Source organism: Bradyrhizobium sp. CCGB20 (genome assembly GCF_024199855.1).
Taxonomy (GTDB): domain Bacteria; phylum Pseudomonadota; class Alphaproteobacteria; order Rhizobiales; family Xanthobacteraceae; genus Bradyrhizobium.
This window is the reverse complement of sequence record NZ_JANADN010000001.1, coordinates 4,964,242-4,986,841: the sequence shown is the minus strand read 5'-3', so window position 1 is coordinate 4,986,841 and position 22,600 is coordinate 4,964,242. Positions and strand designations below refer to the sequence as shown.

Below are 22,600 nucleotides of genomic sequence, written 5' to 3'. Positions count from 1 at the left end.
CGAGGTTCACTGCGCGCGGGCGGGAACTGCTGACGCCGGCTTCAAATTCAGGAGGTTGCCGCACAGGATCAGTGCCGCGCCCATCACGGTCCAGGCGTCGAGTCGCTCGGCATAGAGCAGCCAGCCGACGGTTGCCGTGAGTGGGACCCGCAGGAAGTCCATCGGCACCACGATGGTCGCATCCGCGTAGCGGAGCGCGCTGGCGAGGCAATAGTGCGAGAATGTGCCGCAGACCCCGATGACGAACAGCCAGCCCCACAGATAGGCGGACGGCCAGGTCCAGACATAGAACGTCGGCAGGAAGCCGACGACCATCTGCACGACGATCATCCAGAACAGGATCGACAATGCGCTTTCGGTCCGGGTCAGCGATTTCGCCAGGATCATGGAGATGCTGAAGCCGATCGCGGCTCCGAGCGCGATCAACTGGCCCGGATTGACCTCGCCGGTGGCGGGCCGCACGATCATGACGACGCCGACAATGCCGAGCACGACGGCGGCGATCTTCCAGACGGTCATGCGCTCGGCCAGGAACGTTGCGGCCAGCAGCGCGGTCCAGATCGGCATGGTGAATTCGATCGCGACGACCTGGCCGATTCCGATCAGCGTCAGCGCGTAGAACCAGCCGAGCTGCGCGAAATAATGGACCCCGTTGCGCGCGAGGTGCTGCGGCAGGCGTTTGGTCGCGACCGCCTTGAAACCACCGCTCCGGTAGATCAGCGGCAGCAGCAGGGTGAACCCGATCACCGAGCGCACTTCCATGATCTGGAAAACGTTGAGGTCGCGCGTGGTCTCGCGCCCGGCAACCGCCATGACCAGCATCAGCGCGAGCCAGCCGGCCATCCACAGTGCAGCCATCGTTTTGGACGGTGTCGCGGTCATCGGTGCGGGGGCGCGAGGATCGAATTCGAGGGACGGCCGGTATCGGCGACATCGCCAGGGTTTGCAACGGTCAAATCTGCGGATGCAGCGATGCAGGGCGGCGTGCTAAGGCATCATTGAACAACAAGAAAAGGGAGATATTCGCTCATGCAAATCCTGCAGCCGGCCGAATGGAAAAAACCGCGCGGCTTCTCACATGGCGTAGTGGCGGAGGGGCCGGGCCGCTGGGTGGTGCTGGCCGGGCAGACCGGCGGCGACGAGACAGGCAATTACGCACCTGACATGGCGGCCCAGGTCGCAACCGCGCTGAAGCGGATCATCAAGCTCCTGGGCGAGGCCGGCGCGGGCCCCGAGCACATCGTCCGCCTGACCTGGTACCTGACCAGCCGCAGCGAATATGAGGCGGCCGGGGCCGGCATCGGCGCAGCCTGGAAGGAAACGCTGGGGCGCAATTTCCCACCCTCGACGCTGCTCTACATCGGCGGTCTCGTGGACGACCGGGCCAAGGTCGAGATCGAGGTCACCGCGTTCGTGCCGGGCGCATAAAAAATCGATCCGGTGCCGGACACCGGATCGATTATCGTGTCACTGCTGCGTCTTACTTCGACAGCGAGATGTTGGCGCCGCGGAACTGGCTGTCCGCGCGCATCGTGACGTTCTGCTTGTTGCCGGACGTCTTCAGCGAGATGTTGGCGTTGAAGCCGGCGGTCGAGGCGACCAGCTCGTAGTTTCCGCCAGCGCCGCGGCCCTGGAGGGAGCCGCTGATGTTGCGGCTGGCCTCGGACCAGCTGCCGGCGATGGCGCCGCCCTCGGCCTTGACGTTGGCGCCGAGGTTGAACTTGTAGGCGTCGCTGGCGCAGGTCAGCGACATCTCCATGGTCGGTCCGACCGGAGCGTATTTGGCCCGGCAGCGGATCCGCTCGGTCGAGCCGTCATCCAGCGTGACGACGCCGGCGCCGCTCCAGCTCCCCGCCAGCGGGGCGAACGGGCCGGACTGGGCCTTGCTCTCGGAGTTGGCGATCCCCGCCGCAAACAAAACGGCGGCCGCGATCAGCAGCCGCCGGCTTAGGACGCTCGTCCCGAATTGCTTATTGGCGCGATGCTTCCCACCGCCCGCTGCACGGTATGCCTGCAGATGCTCCATTCCACTTCCCCGATCCGGCGTTGCCGCTGAGTTGACCGTTGGCATATGCACCATTGATCGAAACTTTCACAAGTCCCCCGCTGCCGATGGTGCCGGAAACGTTAGCGCCGGGCGCGGTGATCTTGCCGTCGGCAACCGTCAGCATGGAGCTCGCGGTCGGCTCGCAGGAGCCGCTCTTGGTGACGATCGTGACGTGCCAGTTGCCGTCATAGGGGGTCTGGGCGAAAGCGGGGGCGGCGAGGGTGATAACCGAAGCGGCACAGAAGGCCGCAATGCGAGCAAAACGCATGAATTCCGTCCTTGAATCTGTCTGATATGCTGACGCTTATTCGGCCCAAATGTGACGGAAATTTGTTGCAATGCCAAAGCGAAAATTGTTCCTGTGGAAACAATAGTTTATTTGTGTTTCCGACTCCGATTTTCGAAGCAGAATCAAGGCTGCCTCACGTTAATCGTTAACGTGAGCAGGGCGACTCGGAAGTGGACTCAGGAGAGGCTTGGCGCTGAGGTGGCGAACTGCTCATCCTGAACCTTGGACGGCAGCGCCTTGTGCACTTTGACGTAGTCGATCACGTCGGCCAGCAGCTTGAGGCCGAGCGGGGCGAGCGCGCGCTCCCAGAGCTCGCGGGCGGTCTCGCCCTTCTTGACGAAGCACCAGTCCTGGGCGGCGATGGCGCCGGCGTCCATGCGGTCGGCAAGATGATAGATCGTGCCGCCGGCGATCGGATCGCCTTCCTTGATGGTCCATTCCACCGCGGCCTTGCCACGATGACGCGGCAGCAGCGAGGGGTGATAGCCGATCCCGCCGAACTTGGCGGCGGCCAGGGCGTCCCGGCCGATCCGGGCGTGGCTGTGGGCGGTGATGATCAGGTCGGTGTCGGGGGCGATTTCGGAGGCGACCACCAGCTTCGGATTGGCCTGGACCGCCACCTCGATGCCGGCAGCCTTGGCGGTCGCGGCGAGGCGATCCTCGGCATCGGCCACGACGACCCGCGCGATCGAGACGCTATGCTCCCGGAGCATGTTCAGGGTGGTCACGCCGAAATGGCGGGAGCCGACGAGGGTAATGCGCATGGGTGTCCGATCCGTCTCGCAACTGCGTCATCCTCCCGATAACACGTCGGTGCGCCGTGTCACCAGCCGCGGGCGGTTTGCGCCGGTTATCAACAATGCGCCGGGCGCAGGACGGCTGGCCTGTGCGATTGCGCAGCCGGCCGTTCCGGTGCTTCCATGCGCGCAATTGCATCGTATCAGGAGCATGCGCATGCGAAGCGCGTGGTTTTTCCTTCTGGCGACACTGATTGCGGCCGCTCCGGCCCACGCCGGTGGACCGTACCCCGCGGTCCCGCCCGAGATCGGGGTTGCACCGTTCATCGGCCCGACATGGGATGCCTATCGTTGCGCCGAAGGGCCGGTCCATAATTTCTACGACGGCGCCTATTACGGCGAGGAGCCGCCCGCACTCTATCGCGGCTACGCCTACCGGCCGTATTACCGCTACAGCGCCTATCGCAGGCTGCCGCGAAAATACTTCTGCGTCACGGACTAGCGTTGCCGCGCGGCCACGATCGACAGCCAATGATGCATTCGTCGGTTCCAATGTTTCATTTGTAACAGAGGAGTCCGTCGTGTGCCGTTAGGATATGCCCACCGGGGCTGGCCAAATTTGATTCCGCATCCGTTTTCGAACCCGGCTTTGGCCGCTGGCACGATCGCCAGCGGCCTTTTCATGCCGGCCATCACGAAATCATCGAACGGTAACGCGTTCTCAACCTGACTGTCGTATCGACGAATCCGTCGCGGATTTGTATTGCGTACCGCGACACCAAAAATGTCCCGCCGGCGCGGGGGCGCCGCGCGGGGCTTTTTTGCCGGGACCGATTTCATGTCGAGCGCAATTGAGCAGATCGTGGACGCCTATGTGCGGCTGAAGAACCGCCGCGGCCTCGACGCGCTGATGATGCACCGGCAGCGGCTCGCGGTCGATCTGAAGAGCAAATCCGGCTACGACTTCAGCCTGCCGATCGGCAAGATCGACGAGGAGATCGCGATCATCGAGGCTGGGCTTAGCCGGCTGAAGGCCGAGTCCGCGGATCTCGGTGCGACACGTCCGATCTGACGCACTCAGTCGCGCCGACCACCGTCGATGACGGTGAACAGCGGCCGTGCCGGGGTCGGCTCGACCAGCAGCTCCTCCACCAGCGCGGTTGCCGCATCGACATATTTGCGCGTCGGCTTGTCGAGCTCACGCTTCGCCTCGTCGTCGAGCGCGATTTTTGCGGCCTCGACCAGCTTGCGCATGCGCACCGCATGGTCGTCCCCCGCCGTCAGCGTCGCGCGCGCCAGCGAGCGCAGCACGAACAGCTCGCCCTCGAGGCGGAGCAGGCGGTCGTTGAGCCTGGTGAGGACGGCGTTGAGATCGGCCATTGCTGCTGCTGGTCACGGTTGGATCCGTCCTGATCTAGCGGCCATCGGTGAACGGAGTCCAAACGCCATTGGCGCAATTGGGTCGATCTCGAACGCCGCGGCAGGCAGCGATGCCGCCGATGTGAGACATCGTGACGTGGCGGATGCATCGTCCCCGCGCGGTTCCAGGACCACATGGGAGGCCTGGGTGGACGTCTGGAGCACGTGCGATGCGGTCTGTCCTGGTCCTGGTTCTCTTGATTTCGACTTGTGCGGCTGCGGCCGCCGCACCGGCGCATCACGCCCGCGCGCGGCATCACGTCGTCGTCCGTCCGGCGGAAGATGCGCCCGTGCCGCCCGGCTGGTACAAATTTCCGGGGTGGCCACCGATCCCGCCGTCGGAGAACAGGAATCTCGATCCCTCGAATTTCGGCGGCGCTTGATCGAAGCTATGCCGCGGTTCGCGCGAGATAGTCGCGGGCGAAGGCGAGATACCAGTCGAGGCAGGCGGGATTGGCCATCGCCTCCTTGTTGATGACCTTCTCGACCGGCTGGCCGAGCAGCAGCTTCTTGATCGGCAGTTCCTGCTTCTTGCCCGAGAGCGTGCGCGGGATCTCGGCGACGGCAAAGATCTCGTTCGGCAGGAAGCGCCGGGAAAGACTGGCCTCGATCGCCTTGTTGATCTTGGCCTGCATCGCGCTGTCGAAGGCGACGCCGTCGCGCAGCACGACGAACAGCGGCATGTAGCTGTCGCGGCCGAGATATTCGAGGTCGACGACGAGAGAGTCCAGCACCTCCGGCAGCGTCTCGATCGCGGAATAGAGCTCGCTCGTGCCCATGCGCAGGCCGTGGCGGTTGATGGTGGCATCGCTGCGGCCATAGATGATGCAGGAGCCGTCCGGATTGATCTTGAGCCAGTCGCCGTGCCGCCACACTGGCCCGCGGCCGCTGCCGTCGAAATTGTCCGGATAGGTCTCGAAATAGCTGGAGCGATAGCGCGTATCGCCCTCGTCGTTCCAGAAATAGAGCGGCATCGAGGGCATCGGCTCGGTGCAGACGAGCTCGCCGACCTCGTCGATGACGGCGCGACCCTGTTCGCTGAAGGCCTCGACGGCCGCGCCCAGCAGGCGGCATTGCATTGCGCCCGGCGTCTGCGGCAATTCGCGGTTGCCGCCGATGAAGGCGCCGGCGAAATCGGTGCCGCCGGAGATGTTCGCCCACCAGATGTCGGCCTGCGCCTTGCTGCCGTTGGTCTTCGACAGCGCCGCGAAACGCGCGTTGAACCAGGCTTGCGTATCCGCGCTGAGCGGCGAGCCGGTCGAGCCGAGGCAGCGCAGCTGCGACAGCTCGCCGGCGGCAGTGAGATCGACCTCGGCCTTGGCGCAGTTGGCGAAGAACGCCGCGCCCGCGCCGAAGAAGGTCGCTTTCGATTGCGCCACGAAGCGCCACAGCGTGGTCCAGTCCGGCTTGTCCTTGGCGCCGCCGGGGCTGCCGTCGAAGATGCAGCAGGTGGTGCCGCCGAGCAGGCCGCCGACCTGCGAATTCCACATGATCCAGCCGGTCGAAGAGTACCAGTGATAGCGCTCGCCGAAGGAATTGTGGTGGTAGGAGCAGCCGACGTCATTGTGCAGGCCCAGCAGCGCCAGTGCCACGACGACGATGCCGCCATGGCCGTGCACGATCGGCTTCGGCAGGCCGGTGGTGCCGCTGGAATAGACGATCCAGAGCGGATGATCGAATGGCAGCCACATCGGTTCGAACCCATCGATCGCGGCGCCTGTCCGTGCGACGATGCTGGCGAGCAGGACATCCGGCGCTGCGGGCGCGGCTTCGCTGTGCAGGATGACGTGCTCGAGCGTGGGCAGGGATCGACGAAGCTCGGCGACAACGTCCTTGCGGTCGTGCCGGCGGCCGGCATAGGTGACGGCGTCGCAGGCGATCAGCACCTTTGGCTCGATCTGCTTGAAGCGGTCGATCACGGCGGGCGCGGCCATGTCGGGCGCGCACACGCTCCAGACCGCTCCGATGCTGGCGCTTGCCAGGAACGCGATGATCGTCTCGGGGATGTTGGGCAGATAGGCTGCGATACGGTCGCCCGGCTTGATGCCCTTTTCCTTCAGATGCAGCGCGAGCGCAGCTGCCTTGTGCTGCAGTTCCGGCCAGCTGGTCTCGTTGAGCTTGCCGTCCTCGCCGCAACTGACGATCGCGGGCAGGCCGGCGTCGTCGGCGGCTTCGACATGTCGAAACACCTGCCGGGCATAGTTGACCTGCGCGCCGGGAAACCACACCGCGCCGGGCATCTTGCGCTCGGTCATCACGGCCTCAAACGGCGTCGGGGATTGCAGATCGTAATAGTCCCAGATGCTGCGCCAGAAGCCGTCGAGATCGCGCACCGACCACTGCCGCATCTCCTCGTAGCCCGCGAAGGTGAGGCCGCGCTGCTCGGCGAGCCAGTTGCGATAGAGGGCGATCTGGGGAACGAAGGGAGCGGTCATTGCGTGTCGGCTTCAGTTGCGGGGAGGGGTATTCTAACCCGTGCCGCAGAGGAGCAGAAGCTGCAGTTCGTGCAGACAGCAATGACAGCTGTGGCGGGTCTGCGTGCGCTAGGAGCAGGTTGGGGTGGTGTAACGCGATTGCTTCAACAGACCCGTCATTTGCGAGCGCAGCGAAGCAATCCAGACTGTCTCCGCGGAAAGACTCTGGATTGCTTTGCTGCGCTCGCAATGACGGCGCGGAGGCGTTGTCGCCTCAGCCTAGTACCCGACCCCGGCCCAGCGCCGTCCGAACACCGGCGGCTTGGTCTTCACCGTTTGCCAGCCGAAGAAGTGATGCTTGCCGGACCAGCTGTGCACCACGCCGCTGCAGATGCTGCATTTGAAGCTGCCGGTGTGCGCTTCGCTGTGCTCTTCCCGTGTCGCGGTGTAGTTCATGCCGCAACCCGTGCAGGTGAATTCTTCGGTCGTCCAGATGCTGTTGGCCATTGCACTTCAGTATTCTCAGATGCGTTGCGAGAAGCCTAGGTGCGAGCCTTTGCAGCCGCGTAAACCGGTCCCGGAAAATCCGGTTAATCGCCGTTAGCCAAACCCGGCGCGCTGGCGAACGCAGCGCCCGTCAGTCCAAATCGCGACGCCGGCGGGTCCAAGCGCGCCCTTGATCCGGCAGCTAGATTTCATCCCGTCGCCTCGGTCTGAAGGCGCTTCAAGTGGGGGTGAAGTCATGGGGAAGAAACTGGTTCTGACGGTTGCGCTGCTGGCGCTGGCAACGCCGGCATTTGCCGCCGACATGGTCGCGGCCGTGCCGGTGAAGGCGCCGGTTGCGGCGGCGATCTTCAGCTGGACCGGCTTCTACATCGGTGCGCATGGCGGCGGCGCCTGGAGCAAGTGGAGCGGCGTGGATCCGGCCGATCCGACGGCAACCTGGAGCTCGGTTACGGCCAGCGGCGGCGTGGTCGGCGGCCAGATCGGCGGCAACTACCAGATCAGCAATTTTGTGATTGGCCTCGAGGGCACCGGCGCCTGGTCCAGCGTCACACTCAAGGACAACAGCCCGTTCGGCGGCGGCGCGGGCTTCGTGTTCTCGCTGAAGAACGACTATATCGCAACGGTCGCCGGCCGCTTCGGCGTCGCCTTCGACCGCGTGCTGCTCTACGCCAAGGGCGGTGCAGCCTTCACCCGCGACAAATACTACGTCAACAATGGCCTTGCCGGCGCGCTCGCAGGCTCCGCCTCGGGCAGCTTCAACCGCACCGGCTGGCTTGCCGGCGGCGGCGTCGAATGGATGTTCATGCCGAACTGGTCGGTGCGGGCCGAATACAATTACATGGGCTTCGGCGCCATCACCGAGCTGCCGGTGACGACGGGCAATCTGGTGGCAACGCCCGCCAATGTGAAGCTGAACATCCAGACCGGCACGGTGGGCTTGAACTACCACTTCTAACGGGGGCAAACCGTCTGCCCGGCGGCGACTGACGCCGCGCCGGGCGGCGTAGCGGTTCGATGGCCACGGGCCCGATCGTCTTGACGCCGGATGCGCGGCTGGCAATAACGCAGGGCCGTGCTAGTGCCGGAACCCGCGTCAATGCCGCAAGGAAAGGCGTGCCCGTGAAAAGCCTCCGTCAGCTCCTGACGGGAGAGGACATCATCCAGCTCGTGATCCGGCTCGGCCTGCTTGGCCTGCTGATCATCTGGACCTTCCTGATCATCCGTCCGTTCGTGCCGATCCTGGCCTGGAGCGGCGTGCTCGCGGTCGCGTTCTACCCGGCCTTCAGCTGGGTCGCCAAGATCCTCGGCGGGCGCCCGAAGACCGCGGCCGTGATCCTCACCCTGATCACGCTCGGCATCGTCATTGGCCCTGCGACCTGGCTCGGCCTCAGCGCAGTCGACGGCGTGCGTGATCTGGCGCGCCAGCTCGGCACCGGCGACCTCGCGCTCCAGTCGGCGCCGGAGCAGCTCAAATCGTGGCCGGTCGTCGGACCCTGGCTCTTTGAGCTCTGGGAGCAGGCCTACAACAACATCCGCGCGGTGCTGCGCGAGGTCGCACCCTATCTCCAGCCGTTGGCGGGACCCTTGTTATCGCTAGCGGGCGATGCGAGCCTCGGCGCGCTCCAGTTCCTGGTCTCGGTGTTCGTCGCCGGCTTCCTATTTCCGCATGGGCCGCGGCTGGTTGCGGCTGGCCGCGGCTTCCTTTTCCGCATCGTGCCCGAGCAGAGCGAGCATTTCCTGGAGCTTGCAGGCGCCACCATCCGCGCCGTCGCGCAAGGGGTGATCGGCGTCGCGATCGTGCAGGCGCTACTCGCCGGCATCGGCTTCAAGCTCGCCGCGGTGCCGAGCGCAGGCCTGCTCGCCTTCATCGTGCTGCTGCTCTCGATCGTTCAGATCGGCGCCTTCCTGGTGCTGCTGCCGGTCATCATCTGGATCTGGACCGCCAAGGACGTCACCACGGCGCTGCTGCTCACCGTGTTTCTCGTCCTCGTCGGCTTCATCGACACCATGTTGAAGCCGCTGGTGATGGGGCGCGGACTCACCACGCCTACCATCGTGATTTTCGTCGGCGTGATCGGCGGCACGCTCGCCAACGGCATCGTCGGCCTGTTCATCGGGCCGATCATCCTGTCGGTGGCCTGGGAGTTGATGATGGTCTGGATCAGGACCGAGGACCGGGCGGCGGCGAGCGAAAGCTGAGCTTCCCGCACGGGCTGTGATCAACGCGTCCGCGAACTTGTCTATTCAACTAGACAAGTTACGATGGGACGATTCTGTTTCCGATCTACGGCAGCAATGGCGAAGTCTTCCAAGCTGGTTGCCGCAAGGCGCGGCAAGGTATTGTTGGTCAGACGACGGTCGGACGGCCTGTGGATGTTCCCGGGCGGCCGCAAGCGCGCGCGCGAATCCGACAAGGATTGCCTGCGGCGGGAGATCAAGGAGGAGCTGCCCAAGCTGAAGCTCGGCCGGATCAGCCTCTGGAAGGAAGTGAAGGCCAGAAACAAGCGCTCCGGGCGCAAGATGAGCGATGCGATCTTCATCGCCAAGGGCGCCAAGGGCAGGCTCGCGATCGGCGACAAGAACGAGATCGACCGCGCGGCCTGGCAGAAGCCGCGCGGCATCCGCCTGACGCCGACCTCGCGCTACATCCGCGATCGGCTGTTTCCAAGGAAGCCGCAGCGCCGGTGAGGAGGGGGCGGCCGCGTCCTGGCGGCGTGGGTGCGGCAAATCGCCCGCGGGTCCACGACGGCAGGAGCTACTCGGATCGGCCTGGCATTCGCCTGCGGCCCTGCAACGACCGGGACGGCGTTGCGGGGGCATCCGGCACGAGCCGCCTTGCCGCTCCCGCCTCGCGCAGCTCCTTGCGCACCTTGCGTGCATCACGCATCGCGCGCTTGACGAAAGGATGCTGCGAATCCTCGGCGAAGAACAGCACCACCTCGCAACTCGGACATTGCCTGGAATAGCCATCCTGCAATCGCCCGGCGCGATCGCGAAACACGGATTTGCACCGCGTGCACTGAACCTGAACCGAACTCATCTGCGCTCAACAATGACTATTGGAAATGGATGTGCAGGGTGAGCGTAAATTTCTGAAGAAAGGTTGAATGCGCACGCGAATTGACCGGCGGACCCTGCCGCGCCCGATACAGCGGGCGCGCGAATGTCGGCGCTGCTGGCAGAGTGGCGGCTAAACGGTGTTGGCCCGTCGCAACAGGTGGCGCTCGGCCGGTTGAGCCAGCCTTCAGCCGCTATTGCTTGGCCGCCAATGTGTCCAGGCAATGGTTGAGATAGGCGGTAGCACCTTGTCGAGATTCACTTCGAGGCGTGGTCGATCTTGTGCCCAAGATGCCCGGGGTCGTGATCGCGACGCAACTGGCTCAGCGAGGTCTCGTTCAATTGATTCAGGACTTCGCTGAGTTGTGTTCGCGCTTCGCTCTCTCAGCTGTGAAGCCGCGTCGGATCGCGTGGGACGGTCGGCATATTACCTAAGCGGGAGGAGATTTGATTGGAGCCGATGCGATGCGCCCTGTTTTGGCCGTGGGCCTTTTGATCGTCCTGTGCACGTCTGCAAACGCTGCAACGCTGCATCACGCTCGTGCGCGCGATCCTGCGGCACGCCATCCTGCGGTCGATCGTTCCGGTGCGGAAGTGAATTCTCGAGTGCGCTTCGCGGTCCCCGGCTGGAGCGATGAAGCAACACAGCGCTGGCTCGATAACGCCTCGTCAAACGTCGGCCGAGGCGGATAGCCACGGCGGATCGCGGCCAAAGCCCGACCTCGCAAAGCGTGATCGGCCGGGGCGGGTGCCTTCTGGAAAGCGCCGAAGGGCGTGGCGACTAAGCGGCTTGCTCCTCAAACGAAGTGTACACCCGGCCAGCCGGATCAACGATCTGAACTTCCCAACACCCGTCTTGGACGAGTTCTCTGGCCTTCTTGAGGGCGGCGGCGAGTGAGAGCCGCTTGAGGCTGACCACGCCTGCCGTGTCGAAACCGCTGATTTCAAACATGCCGCTCCTCCGATTTTTGTGAATCCTACACCTTTTGTGCGCGTTGTCTCCCGGCTTTTGTGGCGAGGCGCCTGGAACAGCAGACTGATGCGGTGTTGCAGGGGGGATTACGAGGGCCCGCGGCCTTCCCATGGAATGCGCCGGCGTCCGGTGCCGTGCGGCCACGGCGCTGACCTCGCTATCCGCGATGGTCTTCGCGACCTGAACGGTACGGTTCCACGATAATTCCGGGACCGCCGGATGACTACTTTCGGCGGTACCGAGTGACGGGCCGTCACTCAGCGAGGCCAGGCGTCGCGCGCGGCCAAGCGTCCTGATCGTGATGGGAAAATTCGGGAGTCGGTCGAGTTCCACGAGCTCGGTGTTGACCGCTTCCGTCATCGGAGCGCGGCGTACAGCAGGCGGGCGCAGATCAATCTTGGGCCCACCGGCTCACGCTGGCGGGCGGTTTAACCGCAGCTCCGCGCCTCCGGCTTAGTCAGGAAGCGGTGCACTTGTTCTGCTCGCTCTTTGCTCAGATCTGCGGCCAAGTCGAAACCAATTGCTGCGGGACCTTTGCGCTCTCGGTCATAGACCATCCAGCCATTGCCACCCATTCGAACTAAAAATCTGCTCTGCGAAGGTGCTGTGTCGCTCATGGAAGAATACTCCCTCATGCAGCGAGCCGACTGCTAACGACAATCCCGAATAAAAGGCCGCGGTGGAGACCACAGCGGCGACCGGGTTAAAATGAAAAAGTCAGAGTAAGTGAAATAAGCAGCCAGCCCCGGTGAAAGAAGCCTACCGCAACTCTGCGCGGGGTCAATATGATTCAAATCACAATTGATTAGTTGCTTAACGTGCATGCGCTGAGTGTGACGATTAGATGAACGTCGTCGGGCCGCCGCCTTCTGCCACCAATATCAGCGCCTGTATCGCAGCTTGATCGCGGATCAACGCGCACGCGGCCGCAACCTTGCGAAGCTCTCCAAGCAAGCCTGCACGACTTTCATTGCAGCTATTCCGCTTGCGTCGATGGAACCTGTCGCCAATGTGCGAAAGCGAACAGCACCGATTGTCGGTCTTTCCTAGGCTCAGGATGCTTGGTCCTCCCCAAGGCCCAGGCGCCTCCAGCGGCCCCGGCCCTCCGCAATCCCCTAAAGCCCCCACGGCCGGGGCCGCATTTTATTTGCGGGGCTCATCGACCGACCGACCATCATCGAAGCAGGCGCGCGCAACGAGGGGCCAGAGCGCGATGGATTCGCTATCCAGCAGATGATCGGAGTTAGCAAAGGCCTGGTCGCTAAAGTTGCGAGGAAGATCTCTGAAGTCGACCTGTCGAAGCTTGAAGCGGCTTGCAATCTTGTTGATGTAGCCCTCGAATTCGGCAAAGCGGCTGTCCGGGATCGAACTCGTCATCTTCAGGTATTCCTGCGTCACAGGCGTTCTAAAGAGACAGACGTTTGCTCCGCGCTCGACGAGGCGTGATATGGCCTCCTCGAACTCGGCTGCGGAGGTGCTGCGGACGAAGTCAGCTCGTGGGTTCTGTTCCAAGACGCGAACTTCGGTAAGATCTGCTCGATCGTCGGGAGAGAGCCAAGTCCAATTGAAGTCCTGCCGCGGATACAATTCGACCCACCTTTTCTCGGCTGCTGCGGCTCGTGATCGCACAGGGGAGGTCTCCTGCGCGTGAGCGGAGGAGATGATCTGATTAGCGACGTCATAGCCAGAAGCGACGATGTTGGGGCGCAGCGTTTCCCAATAGTAGGCTGACGAGAGAACGGTCGGGAATCGCCGGTTGATCAGATTTCGTTGCGTGACGAATTTCTGGCGTTTCTCATGGTATCCGCCGAACCATTGCGGGTCGGCTTGGAGGATGATCTTCCCGGGTTTGGTCGCATCGTAGAGGTAGCGCGTGAGCGTGTTGAGTTCTTCGGGCTGCTCGCCGGCCCAGCCATAGAAAGAGAACTCTGGAATGCGAGAGGTGGCCATGACGTGGGAATCGCCGAACACCGCATTTGTCGGGTCCGAAAACGCAGCGTTCTTGAGGAAATAATAGGTCGTCGCTGCATATCGCCCTGAGAGATGGCAGTAAGCCTCGATACCCAGCACGCAGGCGGGGAGTGTCAGGATCAGAACGGCGAGCCTGGCCAGGCTAGAACTGGAAATAGATGAAAGCATTTGGCGTGCCGGATACCATGATGACAACCGAGAAAAAGAGCAGAGTGCCGCCGAGCGCCACAAGCCCGAGCTTGGCCGCAGGGATTTGCCGCAGGTAGTCGCTCTCGCTTCCTTTGAGGAGGAAGCTGAAGCCAAACAGTTGCGCGGTGTTCGGGCACACGAGGATCAGCAGCCAGCAGAAGCCAAGCAGATGGATAGCCCTTGGTTCGAGGGTGCTCGTCGCCCATGGCGTGAAGAGCGACGAGATCATGTTGCGTGACGTCGCAAGATCGACGGCCCTGAAGAAAATCCAGCCGAACAGGACGGTGGCCATTGTCGCGGTCCAGCCGACAAACGACACGAGACGTGAGCCCGCCAGTGTGGCGGGACGGATCGAATTCCAAGCGTGATTGATGATCAAGGCCGCGCCGTGAAGTGCGCCCCATATGGCGAAGGCAAATCCGGCGCCGTGCCAGATCCCGCCCAAGGTCATCACCAGGAATAGGTTGACGTAAGTCCGTGATATCCGGCCGCGGCTGCCGCCAAGGGGGATATACAAGTAGTCGCGCAGGAAGCGGGACAGCGTGATGTGCCAGCATCGCCAGAACTCGATGATGGACGTCGCCTTGTAGGGTGAAAAGAAATTGATCGGCAGCGTCAGTCCGAGCATGCATGCAAGTCCGATGGCCATGTCGGAATAGCCGGAGAAGTCGAAATAGATCTGAGCGGCGTACGCGGCGATCGCAAGGGCCGCATCCGTTCCCGACACCAGTTGCCCGCTCGCAAGACCGAAGATGCGATCGGCTGACGGTGCGAGCTGGTCAGCAAAAGCAACTTTCTTGAACAGACCGATCGAGAAGATGCAGAGTCCTGTGACGATCAAGTCCAGGCTCGGCCGCTTCTCGGCGCGAAACTGGGGCAGCATCTCGGTATATCGGATGATCGGTCCGGCGATGAGCTTGGGAAACAGGCTGATGAATGCGGCATAGCGCAGCGCTGAGCCGCGTTCGACGCGGCCCGCATGCACGTCGGACAGGAAGGCGATCTGCTCAAAGGTGATGAACGAAATCGCGAGGGGCAGGATGATGTTGGACGGCGTGAAGGGCAGGCCCAGAGCGCGATCGATATTGCGGGCAACGAAGTCCCAATATTTGAAGTAGCCGAGTGGCGCCAGATTGAACGCGATGCCGGCAAGATATAACCAGCGTCGATGTCCTTTCCCGATCAGCGTTGCGATCACGTAATTCGCGGCCGCCGAGAGGCCTAGCAGCCACAGATACGCTGGGATATGGGCCGCGTAGAAATACGCTGAGGCGCCGGTCAGGGTCAGCAGGAAGAGCCAATATGGCCCGAAACTTGTGAGCCAACTGGCTGCAAGAGCCCTCGGCAAGAAGCTGAAGAGAAAAAGTGTGGTCGAAAACAGCATGTACCCCCGCAGGCGGGCAACCTACAGGTGCGTAACTGCTACGACAAGTTGCGAGCTGGGTATTCCGCCCAGTTCTACGGGCGTGCATGAGTAGCCAGGCGAGCCAATGCCTGGAGCGCCCGATAGGGGCGGATTTGTTGGCAAATCAGGCGGGATTTCTAGTTATGCGCCGCTGATTCAGCTCGGGCGATTGACCCGAACCTTGACTTGCTGCATGAGTAGTACTTTACGTCAGTGCACTCTTTGGTAGTTAGTGAATTACAGTGGGCTTGGAATTTTCCCGCGCGTCCCGGGTGAGGCGCGCAGCGATTTATTCGGTTGGGATGGCGGGCGGGGTGGGCATCGCGCTGTTCGTTGTTCTCGGCCTGCTCGACGATGCGATCGAGAGGCGACTTTACTGGAATTGCCTGAGGGCTCACCCGGACCTGTCGATCGTCTGCCTGACTGAGGAACGTGCATTGCGGCTCGGATTTTACGTTCCGTAGCGTCTCCGCCGCCAAAAACGACCGACGCGCGTTCGTGCCACCGTGGAGCGCGAGAACGTATGCCGTCTCGCCTGTTCATTTGGACTGGTTTCGCGGCCAGCTTCGGTTGTATCGCCTACGTCGCGACACGGCCGGGATTTCACTTCACGACGACGCTTGAACTGTTCAGGAAGCAATGCGACGCCAATGAAGATTGCGCCCAAAAATTGGAAGCGCAACGCAGGATCAACATGGCCGATACCATCGAGCAAATGGGGAGGGCCGCGATCGCCAGGCAGGATGCTCTGAAGCGACACTAGCTGTTGCTAGCGGCTTCGCCGGCAAATTTTTCGAGGGCCATAAAGCAAGGCCGCCTCCGTGGGCGGCCTCTTTTACACTGACAGGTGTCGCACTCCCGGCGCTCTAATCCTCAATTGGATCGGCAGCCGGGAGCAGTTGGGGCTGGCAAGGGGAGGAGTGCCATCCTCACTCTCGGATGGCAATCCGTCGGACGTCGAAGTCCGGTAGTTTTACCGACTCCATTTTCGGAAAGGGGTGTTCTATGGTGTGAACACCGGCGAGATTTGAGTACCAAAATTCTAATTTGTCCGGGATGGCCGCAGTGGGGCTGGAACCACGCTGCGGCCTTTCCCTTTTGCGGCGCAGCAAGAGACGGCAGCGGCTCTCGGTTTCGATTCCGCCAACCGACCCGCTTGCCCTTTAAGCCTCAATCGTCGCTAGTGCGCGAGTGCCGTAATCTGACCCCGGTTGTGTGCTCACAATCATCCATTGCGAATTGCAGTGATTGGAGTGTCATATGATTACGGCCGCCCAATGCAGGGATATTGCAAACCACTACAAGACTCTTGCCTCGGACCCTACCAATTCCGAAGACCGCGCTTTTCTAATGAAGAATATCGCCAGAAGCTTTGCTGGTGTAGCCGGTCAACTCGACAGACTCGAAGCTCTGACTGGAAGCAAATAACCCCGCGCCTGCGGCCTGCTTGTTCCGGTCTCTCGGTGGAACGCGACTGTCGCGACAGTATGACTGACGCATGCCGGGATACTTCCGTCACACGCACGAGCGCCATGAGATCGACCGCGTGGCCAGGAATTGCCTGACAAGCATGCTGCTTGAAGGTGGAAGTCACGGACGAGTTCCAGACCACACTCTACGTTCTGCACGTCCAAGCTGAAAAGCCGAAGTAGGCCGCCTCAGTTGGCGTTTGACGGTCCCGCGGAACAACTCTCAATCCGCAGCATTGTCGAGCATGTTTCGCTGGGCAATTCGATGAGTGAGAAACTTGCGTCGCAGGTTCGGCGCGCAGCAATCTATTCGGTTGGGATCGCGGGCGGTGTGGGGCTCGCGCTACTGGCCGTTTTCGGCGTGCTCGATGATACAATCGAGATGCGATTGTACAGGAATTGCGTGAAGGCTTACCAGGACTCGCCGATCTGCCTAACTGAGAAGGGAGCACCACGACTCGGTCTCGAGGGTGCAGGGCCAAAATCCGGTGCGCCCTAGGTTTAAATCAGAAACAGGCGACTATATCGCCCCAGCACCGATGGCACCGCACCGCCGACCGCTTGGTGAACGACGAATGTCCCGCCGGCTATTGAGCCGGCGGGCTCTCCATGCGCCGACGCCTCTTCTTGGCAGGTGATTTATTACGCTTCGAGCTAGTGACGACCTGCCAACCTTCGCTGGGCGGCTGACGCACTTGCTGTACTGGTGAGATGGGCCGCTGAAATCTGGCCGCCCACCGCTGCGCCAACCGTCTTTCGAATTCCAGAGGGACTATACTCACGTCCGATGCTCCAGGTTCACGATCCTGCCCTGGTGTTCGAGCGTCAACGCTTGCCATGTCTCAAAGGTCCGGCCGCGCCGATGAGGCGGGTGGAGATTATGGTTCCCCCGCCGGTCCACGCCAGCGGGTGTCCCAGCCTTCCCAAAAAGGAACGCTGCCGGGCTCGAAATACACGTCCCGGCAGCGTTTTATTCTCTAACTGAGTTCTGAAATCCCAGTTGGTTTCAATTGTGCAACGGTCATGCCACAGGTTTGTGACGCTTCCGAAGCGCCGGGTCTCGTTGGGGCGACGCCATTAAGACAGGCAGGCAACGACGGCGAGAACTACGTCGGCGCTCAGGTCACCCGAATACATGCACAGGATAAACCCGGCACCCAGGATAGCTGCGATTGCTTTCAGCGCGATCATCTTGCGATCCCCTCGTTGGTAAGGCCAAGGCTGGGCTCGGACTGTTTCGGGAGTGCTTCGTCTGAGGCAGCAAACGGCTTCGTTCACCGAGGTGTTATCTCAATTTCATTGATCTCTCTTCAGCTTGCGTCGCCCCCAATGCGGCTCTGTCCTTGGGATTGAGCTCTGGCACGTAGGTGCCGGTTCAAAGCCCGCATAATGCCGATCCGCGCGAACATCGTTGTACCGCCGCCTTCCGCCACCAGGATCAGCGCTTCCATCGCCGCCTGCCATTCCGAAGCGCGGTGCCGGCGAGAGTCAAATTATCAATCCCTTGGGCTGCGGATGGCGCGCGAACTACTGCGCGTCGTGGGTGTGACAACGGCCGGCCGATTCACACCGGCGGGGCCTTCTAAAGGGCACCGTGGTCGTCGGGTTCCATTCCTAAGTACTGCCAAAGGGTTGCTTGATTTTCCCGTTTCGCTCAGCCTTACTTACGGGAAACTTACGGATCGCCACTTCTCATCAGTCGATCGTTGACGTGATCATCACCTCACATTCGCGGAGGGCACGTGGACCGAGAGCTAAGGGAATTCCGTAGACTAGAGCAAATTTGCCGTGAACATGCAGCGATAGCTTCCATGGAGCTTGAGCGCGTCGGCCTTTTGAAGGTCGCCGAAGATTGCCGTCGAGCGGCCGCGTCAATCGAGAACCTTCAGAAAGACCGCCCAAAGGCCTGAGGGACAAGACGGCCTCGAGATGACCCTTGACGACGTGATGCGCGCCAGAGGCTGATCGGCGCCCATGGGGCAACATCAGCACAACATCGACGAGCTCGCGCGCATGGAGCGCATCTGCCTGGAGCTGGCGGGGGAGAGCAGGCTGCCGCTCGAGCGCGCCGGCCTGATCGAGATGGCGAGCAACTACCGCGCCGCGGCTCTCGACGTGCAGGCGGACAATCGATTTGCCAACACGGTGCCCACACGAGGATTTTTCATTCAACTGTTGATTTCAGCTTAAGTCGTTGATTTGGCTTGGTGAGCGCGCTGGGGCTCGAACCCAGGACCCCGTGATTAAAAGTCACGTGCTCTACCGGCTGAGCTACGCGCTCCCATGGCCGCTGATGGCTTTGCGATCGATCGCCATCGTCTTCGGTCATTTCGAGAAGCATGTCTTGCCGCTACGCGTAACTTGCGCCGCGGGGAAAACCGGCCGTTTCCGGATCATGCTTTCGGCCCGCGCTGTGTAGGGGGATGGGGCGCCGAGGTCAATAGCAGCAGGTGGCTGGCAAAACGCGCGGCAGCAGCAGGATTTTCTCGCGGCATCCGCGGCTTAGGTCCGGATTTTCAACGCGATTGGCGGGCTGTCATCCACGCCGGACAACGAAGATGCTTCCGGCGCGGACGTATCCCTCTGCGCCGGGAGGCCTCCATCCCGTCACTGCGCCTCGCGCCGGACCTCGTTCGGCACCGGTTGCGGCGTGCCGGCGGGGGTCGGCAGCGCGACGGGGCGCAGGCCGATCAGCTCGGCGGTGCGGATCGCGCTGTCGCGCCAGAACTGGAACGAGTTGATGCGGCTGAGCTCGAGGATGGCGATCGCAACCGCGGCCAGGAACGGCAGGCTTTGCAGCACCAGGACGCCGGCGAAGATGTAGATCTCGGTGATCTGGCGATAGCTGTTGGAGGCGATCAGCACGCCGGCGCCGATCAGCAGCAGGGCGCCGATCACGGCCTCCCAGAACGCCTGGAACTCGATCGACATCCGGGACAGGCCGCCCTTGGAGGTGCGCGCGAACGCAATGTGCTCGGTGATCAGTCCCTGCGCGACCGCGCGCGACACCGTCCACTGCACGCTCATCGCCGCGATCATGGCGCCCAGCATCTGGCCGGGTTTGATCGCGACGCGCAGCCGGTACATCGACAGGAAGTGCGCGAGCGAGACGATGAAGGCGCCGATGATCGGCAGCGTCAAGATCTTGTCGGGGATGGCGATGTCGGCGAAGGCGACGATCGGCACCCAGATGAGGTTGAGCAGCGCCACGACCACGCCGAGGCTCTCGGCCCCGAGCCAGTTCAGCCAGCCCAGACTATATTCGCGCTTCTGGTCGGGCGTCAGCCGGCTCCGGCCGGGCAGGAAGTGTCGCCAGTGCTTCTTCACGATCTGGAGGCCGCCATAGGCCCAGCGGTGACGCTGCTTCTTGAAGGCCTCATAGGTGTCGGGGAGCATGCCCTGGCCGTAGCGGTGATTGGTGTAGTGGGTGGTCCAGCCGAGCTCCTGGATCGCAAGGCCGAGATCACTGTCCTCGCAGATCGTGTCGGATGACCAGCCGCCGGCCATGTCCATCGCGGCGCGGCGGATCAGGCACATCGTGCCGTGCACGATGATGGCGTTGGCCTCGTTGCGCTGGACCATGCCGATGTCGAAGAAGCCGGCATATTCGCCGTTCATGATGTAGTGCATGATCGACAGGTCGCCGTCGCGGTGCTCCTGCGGCGCCTGCACGAGGCCGACGCGCGGGTCTGCGAACGCAGGCACGAGGTCCTTCAGCCAGTCGGGATCCACGACATAATCGGCATCGAGGATGCCGATGATCTCGGCGTCGACAGCGGTGCGGTCCATCGCGATCCGCAGCGCGCCGGCCTTGAAGCCCTGCACCTTCTCCGCGTTGATGAACTTGAAGCGTTCACCGAGCGCGCGGCAATGGTCCTGGATCGGCTGCCAGAACGCGGGATCGGGCGTGTTGTTGATGATGACGACGCATTCGTAGTTCGGATAGTTCAGCCGTGACAGCGCATCGAGCGTCTGCTTCAGCATCTCGACCGGCTCGAAATAGGCGGGGATGTGGATCGAGACCTTCGGGTAGTAGTTCTCGGGCACGTTCTCGACCGGCTTGCCCTTGGAGAGCAGCCGCTGCGGCGGCCGGCCCAAAGCCACCGCCGAGATCTCGTCGATGCGCGCCATCGCAATGAGAACGAGCGGAACGAGCAGGATCATGCCGAGCGTGAGCGCGAACGCCGAGCCGAAGATGAAATAGTGCCCGTTCCAGAATGCGAACACGGTCGCGGCCCAGGCGCCGACGCCGTTGGCGGTCGCCGACAGCAGGAACGCCTGCTTGGCGGTCGGCTGCTGCAGCCGCAGGATCGGCAGCGACAGCAGGATGCCGACCAGCAGCGCGATTCCCATCAGCTTCCAGTAGTCAGGGTTTTCCACCGGACCGGTCCAGGCGAATTTCGGCTCGCGGCTGGCGTTGAGGATGCCCCAGTACGGACCGACGCCGCCTTCGAAGTATTTCCAGGGCTGATCGATGGCTTCGACGATGTTGTATTCCATGCCGATGGCTTCGGCGCGGCTGACGAAGTTGCGCAAGGTCAGCGCCTGCTGGAACGGACCGGGATCGGCGTTGCGCAAATTATAGCCCTGGCTCGGCCAGCCGAACTCGGCGATGACGATGCGCTTGCCGGGGAACAGGTTGCGCAACAAATTGTAGCGGTCGACGGCCTGGTCGACCGCCTGGTCCGAGCGGAAGTTTTCCCAGTAGGGCAGCACGTGGGCGGCGATGAAGTCGACGTTGGAGGCAAGGTCGGGATTGTCGCGCCAGATGTTCCAGATCTCGCCGGTCGTGACGGGCACGCGGACCGAGCCCTTGACCTTCTTGATCATGTCGATGAGGTCTTCGACCTTCTGCTCGCCGCGGTAGATCACCTCGTTGCCGACCACGACGCCGACGACGTTGCTGTTCTTGCGGGCGAGCTCGATGGCGGCCTTGATCTCGCGCTCGTTGCGGTCCTTGTCCTTGTCGATCCAGGCGCCGACGGTGACCTTGAGGCCGAACTCGGCCGCGATCGGCGGCACCAGCTCGACGCCGCCGGTCGACGAATAGAGACGGATCGCGCGCGTCATCGTCGACAGCGTCTTCAGGTCGGCGCGGATCTTCTCGACGGTGGGGATGTTGTCGATGTCGGGGTGGGCCGCGCCTTCGAACGGGGCGTAGGAGACGCTGGGCAGCAGGCCCTTGAAGTCGGGCGCGGGTTCCCTGTCGCGCAGGACTCCCCAGATGCCGGCATGGAGCACGGATACGAGCAACAGAACGGCGGCGACAACGCGCATCGCGGCTAAACCAATAGGGGCTGAGGTGGCAGGGAAGCGGACCCGACCCCGAGATCCGACCAAGTCCGCGGCAAAAGGAGCATACCTCTGCCGCGCGGTTTCACAACTGTCATGGCCTCATGACCGTATGAGGGCATGGCCAGTTTTGGAGTGCGCGGCAGTGCCAACCGCTTCTATCGTCGATCGTTCCTGAACGGCGGCTGAAACGATCGCGGCTATTTCGAGGGCGCCGGTGTCGGGCTGGCCGCAGGCGAGGGGCTCGCGGCCGGCTGCGGGGCTGGCGCATTGCCCGATGTCGCCGCCGCCGGCTGGGCGGCGCTGGCCGCCGCCTGCTGCGGCTGGGATGCCGGGTTGATCCAGCAAGCATGCACGCGGCTGTCCAGGGTCTCGGCGACCTTGGGATCGATCTGGCCGCCAAAGCGGGTCAGGCAACGGAAGGCGGCCTGGATGTGGCCGCCGGGGCAGCCGAACCGGTCGTAAAGGTCGAGATGGCGGAACGCGGTGTCGAGATCATCCCGCCACATCAGCCGCACCACGCGCCGGCCGAGCCAGACGCATTCGGGGTTGCCGGCCGGCCCGTTGATGACCTGGGCTGCTTCGGCGAACTCGTCGGTGCGGCGCTGGTTCTGGGCAGCGTCCCTGGCGGCGGCATCGGCGGGCTGGGCGGCTGCCTTGCTCTGGTCCGGAGCGGGCGTGCCGCTCTGGGCGGAGGCGCCACAGAGACCGACCATGACGACCAGGGCGGAGACGGCCAAGGTGGCGGCGAACTGCCGCAGGACCGCATTTCGTAACTCAAACACCCGTTGCCGCATGAATTCCCCAATATATCAGCTGACCGCCCGCGCC

General features: G+C 62.8%; 23 protein-coding genes and 1 tRNA gene. 10 read left to right on the top strand and 14 right to left on the bottom strand.

Annotation, left to right across the window (positions count from 1 at the left end):
- Nucleotides 1-6: 6 nt before the first annotated feature.
- Nucleotides 7-882, bottom strand: a complete 876-nt coding sequence (locus tag NLM15_RS23020; RefSeq protein ID WP_254119663.1) for a DMT family transporter — start codon at nt 880-882, stop codon at nt 7-9.
- A 147-nt stretch (nt 883-1,029) separates the two neighbouring features.
- Here NLM15_RS23020 and NLM15_RS23015 point away from each other — a divergent pair, with 147 nt between their 5' ends.
- Complete coding sequence (locus NLM15_RS23015) at nt 1,030-1,428, top strand: RidA family protein (RefSeq protein ID WP_254119662.1); 399 nt, start codon at nt 1,030-1,032, stop codon at nt 1,426-1,428.
- A 52-nt stretch (nt 1,429-1,480) separates the two neighbouring features.
- Here NLM15_RS23015 and NLM15_RS23010 read toward each other — a convergent pair whose 3' ends face one another.
- The 3 genes from NLM15_RS23010 to NLM15_RS23000 form a co-directional block, all read right to left on the bottom strand.
- Nucleotides 1,481-2,026 carry a hypothetical protein gene (locus tag NLM15_RS23010; RefSeq protein ID WP_254119660.1) on the bottom strand — a complete coding sequence of 182 codons (546 nt, stop codon included), beginning with the start codon at nt 2,024-2,026 and terminating at the stop codon, nt 1,481-1,483.
- Entirely contained in the window at nt 1,971-2,315 is a 345-nt protein-coding gene (locus tag NLM15_RS23005) for a hypothetical protein (protein ID WP_254119658.1), read from the bottom strand. Before NLM15_RS23005 ends, NLM15_RS23010 begins: the two co-directional genes overlap by 56 nt.
- A 197-nt stretch (nt 2,316-2,512) precedes the next feature.
- Complete coding sequence (locus tag NLM15_RS23000) at nt 2,513-3,100, bottom strand: formyltransferase family protein (protein WP_254119656.1); 588 nt, start codon at nt 3,098-3,100, stop codon at nt 2,513-2,515.
- Nucleotides 3,101-3,290: 190 nt separating this feature from the next.
- Here NLM15_RS23000 and NLM15_RS22995 point away from each other — a divergent pair, with 190 nt between their 5' ends.
- Both NLM15_RS22995 and NLM15_RS22990 read left to right on the top strand, forming a co-directional pair.
- Complete coding sequence (locus tag NLM15_RS22995; protein WP_254119655.1) at nt 3,291-3,575, top strand: hypothetical protein; 285 nt, start codon at nt 3,291-3,293, stop codon at nt 3,573-3,575.
- 336 nt (nt 3,576-3,911) lie between these two features.
- Nucleotides 3,912-4,145, top strand: a complete 234-nt coding sequence (locus NLM15_RS22990; protein WP_254119653.1) for a hypothetical protein — start codon at nt 3,912-3,914, stop codon at nt 4,143-4,145.
- A 5-nt stretch (nt 4,146-4,150) separates the two neighbouring features.
- Here NLM15_RS22990 and NLM15_RS22985 read toward each other — a convergent pair whose 3' ends face one another.
- Entirely contained in the window at nt 4,151-4,453 is a 303-nt protein-coding gene (locus tag NLM15_RS22985) for a hypothetical protein (RefSeq protein ID WP_027534614.1), read from the bottom strand.
- Nucleotides 4,454-4,662: 209 nt separating this feature from the next.
- Between NLM15_RS22985 and NLM15_RS22980 the strand changes: the two genes are divergently transcribed.
- The gene (locus NLM15_RS22980; protein WP_254119651.1) at nt 4,663-4,875 is read left to right on the top strand and encodes a hypothetical protein; all 213 of its coding nucleotides are present in this window, start codon (nt 4,663-4,665) and stop codon (nt 4,873-4,875) included.
- 6 nt (nt 4,876-4,881) lie between these two features.
- Here the strand turns inward: NLM15_RS22980 and NLM15_RS22975 are convergent, their stop codons facing one another.
- On the bottom strand, nt 4,882-6,927 hold the full coding sequence (locus NLM15_RS22975) for an acetoacetate--CoA ligase (protein WP_254119649.1): 2,046 nt from the start codon (nt 6,925-6,927) through the stop codon (nt 4,882-4,884).
- A gap of 258 nt (nt 6,928-7,185) precedes the next feature.
- Entirely contained in the window at nt 7,186-7,413 is a 228-nt protein-coding gene (locus tag NLM15_RS22970; RefSeq protein WP_254119648.1) for a hypothetical protein, read from the bottom strand.
- A gap of 235 nt (nt 7,414-7,648) precedes the next feature.
- Here NLM15_RS22970 and NLM15_RS22965 point away from each other — a divergent pair, with 235 nt between their 5' ends.
- The 3 genes from NLM15_RS22965 to NLM15_RS22955 all read left to right on the top strand — a co-directional run bounded on the left by NLM15_RS22965 (nt 7,649) and on the right by NLM15_RS22955 (nt 10,101).
- Entirely contained in the window at nt 7,649-8,368 is a 720-nt protein-coding gene (locus NLM15_RS22965) for an outer membrane protein (protein ID WP_254119646.1), read from the top strand.
- Between the two features lie 164 nt (nt 8,369-8,532).
- The gene (locus NLM15_RS22960; RefSeq protein WP_254119644.1) at nt 8,533-9,612 is read left to right on the top strand and encodes an AI-2E family transporter; all 1,080 of its coding nucleotides are present in this window, start codon (nt 8,533-8,535) and stop codon (nt 9,610-9,612) included.
- A gap of 96 nt (nt 9,613-9,708) precedes the next feature.
- The gene (locus tag NLM15_RS22955) at nt 9,709-10,101 is read left to right on the top strand and encodes an NUDIX hydrolase (protein WP_254119642.1); all 393 of its coding nucleotides are present in this window, start codon (nt 9,709-9,711) and stop codon (nt 10,099-10,101) included.
- A 67-nt stretch (nt 10,102-10,168) separates the two neighbouring features.
- Here NLM15_RS22955 and NLM15_RS44055 read toward each other — a convergent pair whose 3' ends face one another.
- The 4 genes from NLM15_RS44055 to NLM15_RS22935 all read right to left on the bottom strand — a co-directional run bounded on the left by NLM15_RS44055 (nt 10,169) and on the right by NLM15_RS22935 (nt 14,987).
- A complete protein-coding gene (locus tag NLM15_RS44055; protein ID WP_375166856.1) occupies nt 10,169-10,351 on the bottom strand; it encodes a hypothetical protein in 183 nt (60 codons plus the stop codon).
- A gap of 900 nt (nt 10,352-11,251) precedes the next feature.
- Nucleotides 11,252-11,422, bottom strand: a complete 171-nt coding sequence (locus NLM15_RS22945; RefSeq protein WP_254119639.1) for a hypothetical protein — start codon at nt 11,420-11,422, stop codon at nt 11,252-11,254.
- A gap of 1,164 nt (nt 11,423-12,586) precedes the next feature.
- Nucleotides 12,587-13,582, bottom strand: a complete 996-nt coding sequence (locus NLM15_RS22940; RefSeq protein WP_254119637.1) for a hypothetical protein — start codon at nt 13,580-13,582, stop codon at nt 12,587-12,589.
- A complete protein-coding gene (locus tag NLM15_RS22935; RefSeq protein ID WP_254119635.1) occupies nt 13,557-14,987 on the bottom strand; it encodes an MBOAT family protein in 1,431 nt (476 codons plus the stop codon). Before NLM15_RS22935 ends, NLM15_RS22940 begins: the two co-directional genes overlap by 26 nt.
- Nucleotides 14,988-15,322: 335 nt before the next feature.
- On the opposite strand from NLM15_RS22935, the gene NLM15_RS22930 reads away from it, so the two are divergent.
- The 3 genes from NLM15_RS22930 (at nt 15,323) to NLM15_RS22915 (ending at nt 18,667) form a co-directional block, all read left to right on the top strand.
- Complete coding sequence (locus tag NLM15_RS22930; protein ID WP_254119633.1) at nt 15,323-15,472, top strand: hypothetical protein; 150 nt, start codon at nt 15,323-15,325, stop codon at nt 15,470-15,472.
- 59 nt (nt 15,473-15,531) lie between these two features.
- The gene (locus NLM15_RS22925) at nt 15,532-15,771 is read left to right on the top strand and encodes a hypothetical protein (RefSeq protein ID WP_254119631.1); all 240 of its coding nucleotides are present in this window, start codon (nt 15,532-15,534) and stop codon (nt 15,769-15,771) included.
- Nucleotides 15,772-18,451: 2,680 nt separating this feature from the next.
- A complete protein-coding gene (locus NLM15_RS22915) occupies nt 18,452-18,667 on the top strand; it encodes a hypothetical protein (protein ID WP_254119629.1) in 216 nt (71 codons plus the stop codon).
- Nucleotides 18,668-18,682: 15 nt separating this feature from the next.
- On the opposite strand, the gene NLM15_RS22910 is transcribed toward NLM15_RS22915, so the two are convergent.
- The 3 genes from NLM15_RS22910 to NLM15_RS22900 form a co-directional block, all read right to left on the bottom strand.
- A tRNA-Lys gene (locus tag NLM15_RS22910) sits at nt 18,683-18,758 on the bottom strand.
- 326 nt (nt 18,759-19,084) lie between these two features.
- Nucleotides 19,085-21,754 carry a glycosyltransferase gene (locus NLM15_RS22905; protein WP_254119627.1) on the bottom strand — a complete coding sequence of 890 codons (2,670 nt, stop codon included), beginning with the start codon at nt 21,752-21,754 and terminating at the stop codon, nt 19,085-19,087.
- 215 nt (nt 21,755-21,969) lie between these two features.
- Nucleotides 21,970-22,566, bottom strand: coding sequence for a beta-1-3, beta-1-6-glucan biosynthesis protein (locus NLM15_RS22900; protein ID WP_254119625.1), 597 nt, complete (start codon nt 22,564-22,566; stop codon nt 21,970-21,972).
- Nucleotides 22,567-22,600 lie beyond the last annotated feature (34 nt).

Excerpts from the sequence above, each read along its gene's own strand:
- NLM15_RS22980 (WP_254119651.1), top strand. The coding sequence starts at position 4,663 with ATGCGGTCTGTCCTGGTCCTGGTTCTCTTGATTTCGACTTGTGCGGCT.
- NLM15_RS23020 (WP_254119663.1), bottom strand. The coding sequence starts at position 882 with ATGACCGCGACACCGTCCAAAACGATGGCTGCACTGTGGATGGCCGGC.
- NLM15_RS23005 (WP_254119658.1), bottom strand. The coding sequence starts at position 2,315 with ATGCGTTTTGCTCGCATTGCGGCCTTCTGTGCCGCTTCGGTTATCACC.
- NLM15_RS22970 (WP_254119648.1), bottom strand. The coding sequence starts at position 7,413 with ATGGCCAACAGCATCTGGACGACCGAAGAATTCACCTGCACGGGTTGC.
- NLM15_RS23015 (WP_254119662.1), top strand. The coding sequence starts at position 1,030 with ATGCAAATCCTGCAGCCGGCCGAATGGAAAAAACCGCGCGGCTTCTCA.
- NLM15_RS22990 (WP_254119653.1), top strand. The coding sequence starts at position 3,912 with ATGTCGAGCGCAATTGAGCAGATCGTGGACGCCTATGTGCGGCTGAAG.
- NLM15_RS22985 (WP_027534614.1), bottom strand. The coding sequence starts at position 4,453 with ATGGCCGATCTCAACGCCGTCCTCACCAGGCTCAACGACCGCCTGCTC.
- NLM15_RS22975 (WP_254119649.1), bottom strand. The coding sequence starts at position 6,927 with ATGACCGCTCCCTTCGTTCCCCAGATCGCCCTCTATCGCAACTGGCTC.
- NLM15_RS22945 (WP_254119639.1), bottom strand. The coding sequence starts at position 11,422 with ATGTTTGAAATCAGCGGTTTCGACACGGCAGGCGTGGTCAGCCTCAAG.
- NLM15_RS22900 (WP_254119625.1), bottom strand. The coding sequence starts at position 22,566 with ATGCGGCAACGGGTGTTTGAGTTACGAAATGCGGTCCTGCGGCAGTTC.
- NLM15_RS22995 (WP_254119655.1), top strand. The coding sequence starts at position 3,291 with ATGCGAAGCGCGTGGTTTTTCCTTCTGGCGACACTGATTGCGGCCGCT.
- NLM15_RS22935 (WP_254119635.1), bottom strand. The coding sequence starts at position 14,987 with ATGCTGTTTTCGACCACACTTTTTCTCTTCAGCTTCTTGCCGAGGGCT.
- NLM15_RS22905 (WP_254119627.1), bottom strand. The coding sequence starts at position 21,754 with ATGCGCGTTGTCGCCGCCGTTCTGTTGCTCGTATCCGTGCTCCATGCC.
- NLM15_RS22915 (WP_254119629.1), top strand. The coding sequence starts at position 18,452 with ATGGGGCAACATCAGCACAACATCGACGAGCTCGCGCGCATGGAGCGC.
- NLM15_RS23010 (WP_254119660.1), bottom strand. The coding sequence starts at position 2,026 with ATGGAGCATCTGCAGGCATACCGTGCAGCGGGCGGTGGGAAGCATCGC.
- NLM15_RS22940 (WP_254119637.1), bottom strand. The coding sequence starts at position 13,582 with ATGCTTTCATCTATTTCCAGTTCTAGCCTGGCCAGGCTCGCCGTTCTG.
- NLM15_RS22965 (WP_254119646.1), top strand. The coding sequence starts at position 7,649 with ATGGGGAAGAAACTGGTTCTGACGGTTGCGCTGCTGGCGCTGGCAACG.
- NLM15_RS23000 (WP_254119656.1), bottom strand. The coding sequence starts at position 3,100 with ATGCGCATTACCCTCGTCGGCTCCCGCCATTTCGGCGTGACCACCCTG.
- NLM15_RS22955 (WP_254119642.1), top strand. The coding sequence starts at position 9,709 with ATGGCGAAGTCTTCCAAGCTGGTTGCCGCAAGGCGCGGCAAGGTATTG.
- NLM15_RS22925 (WP_254119631.1), top strand. The coding sequence starts at position 15,532 with ATGCCGTCTCGCCTGTTCATTTGGACTGGTTTCGCGGCCAGCTTCGGT.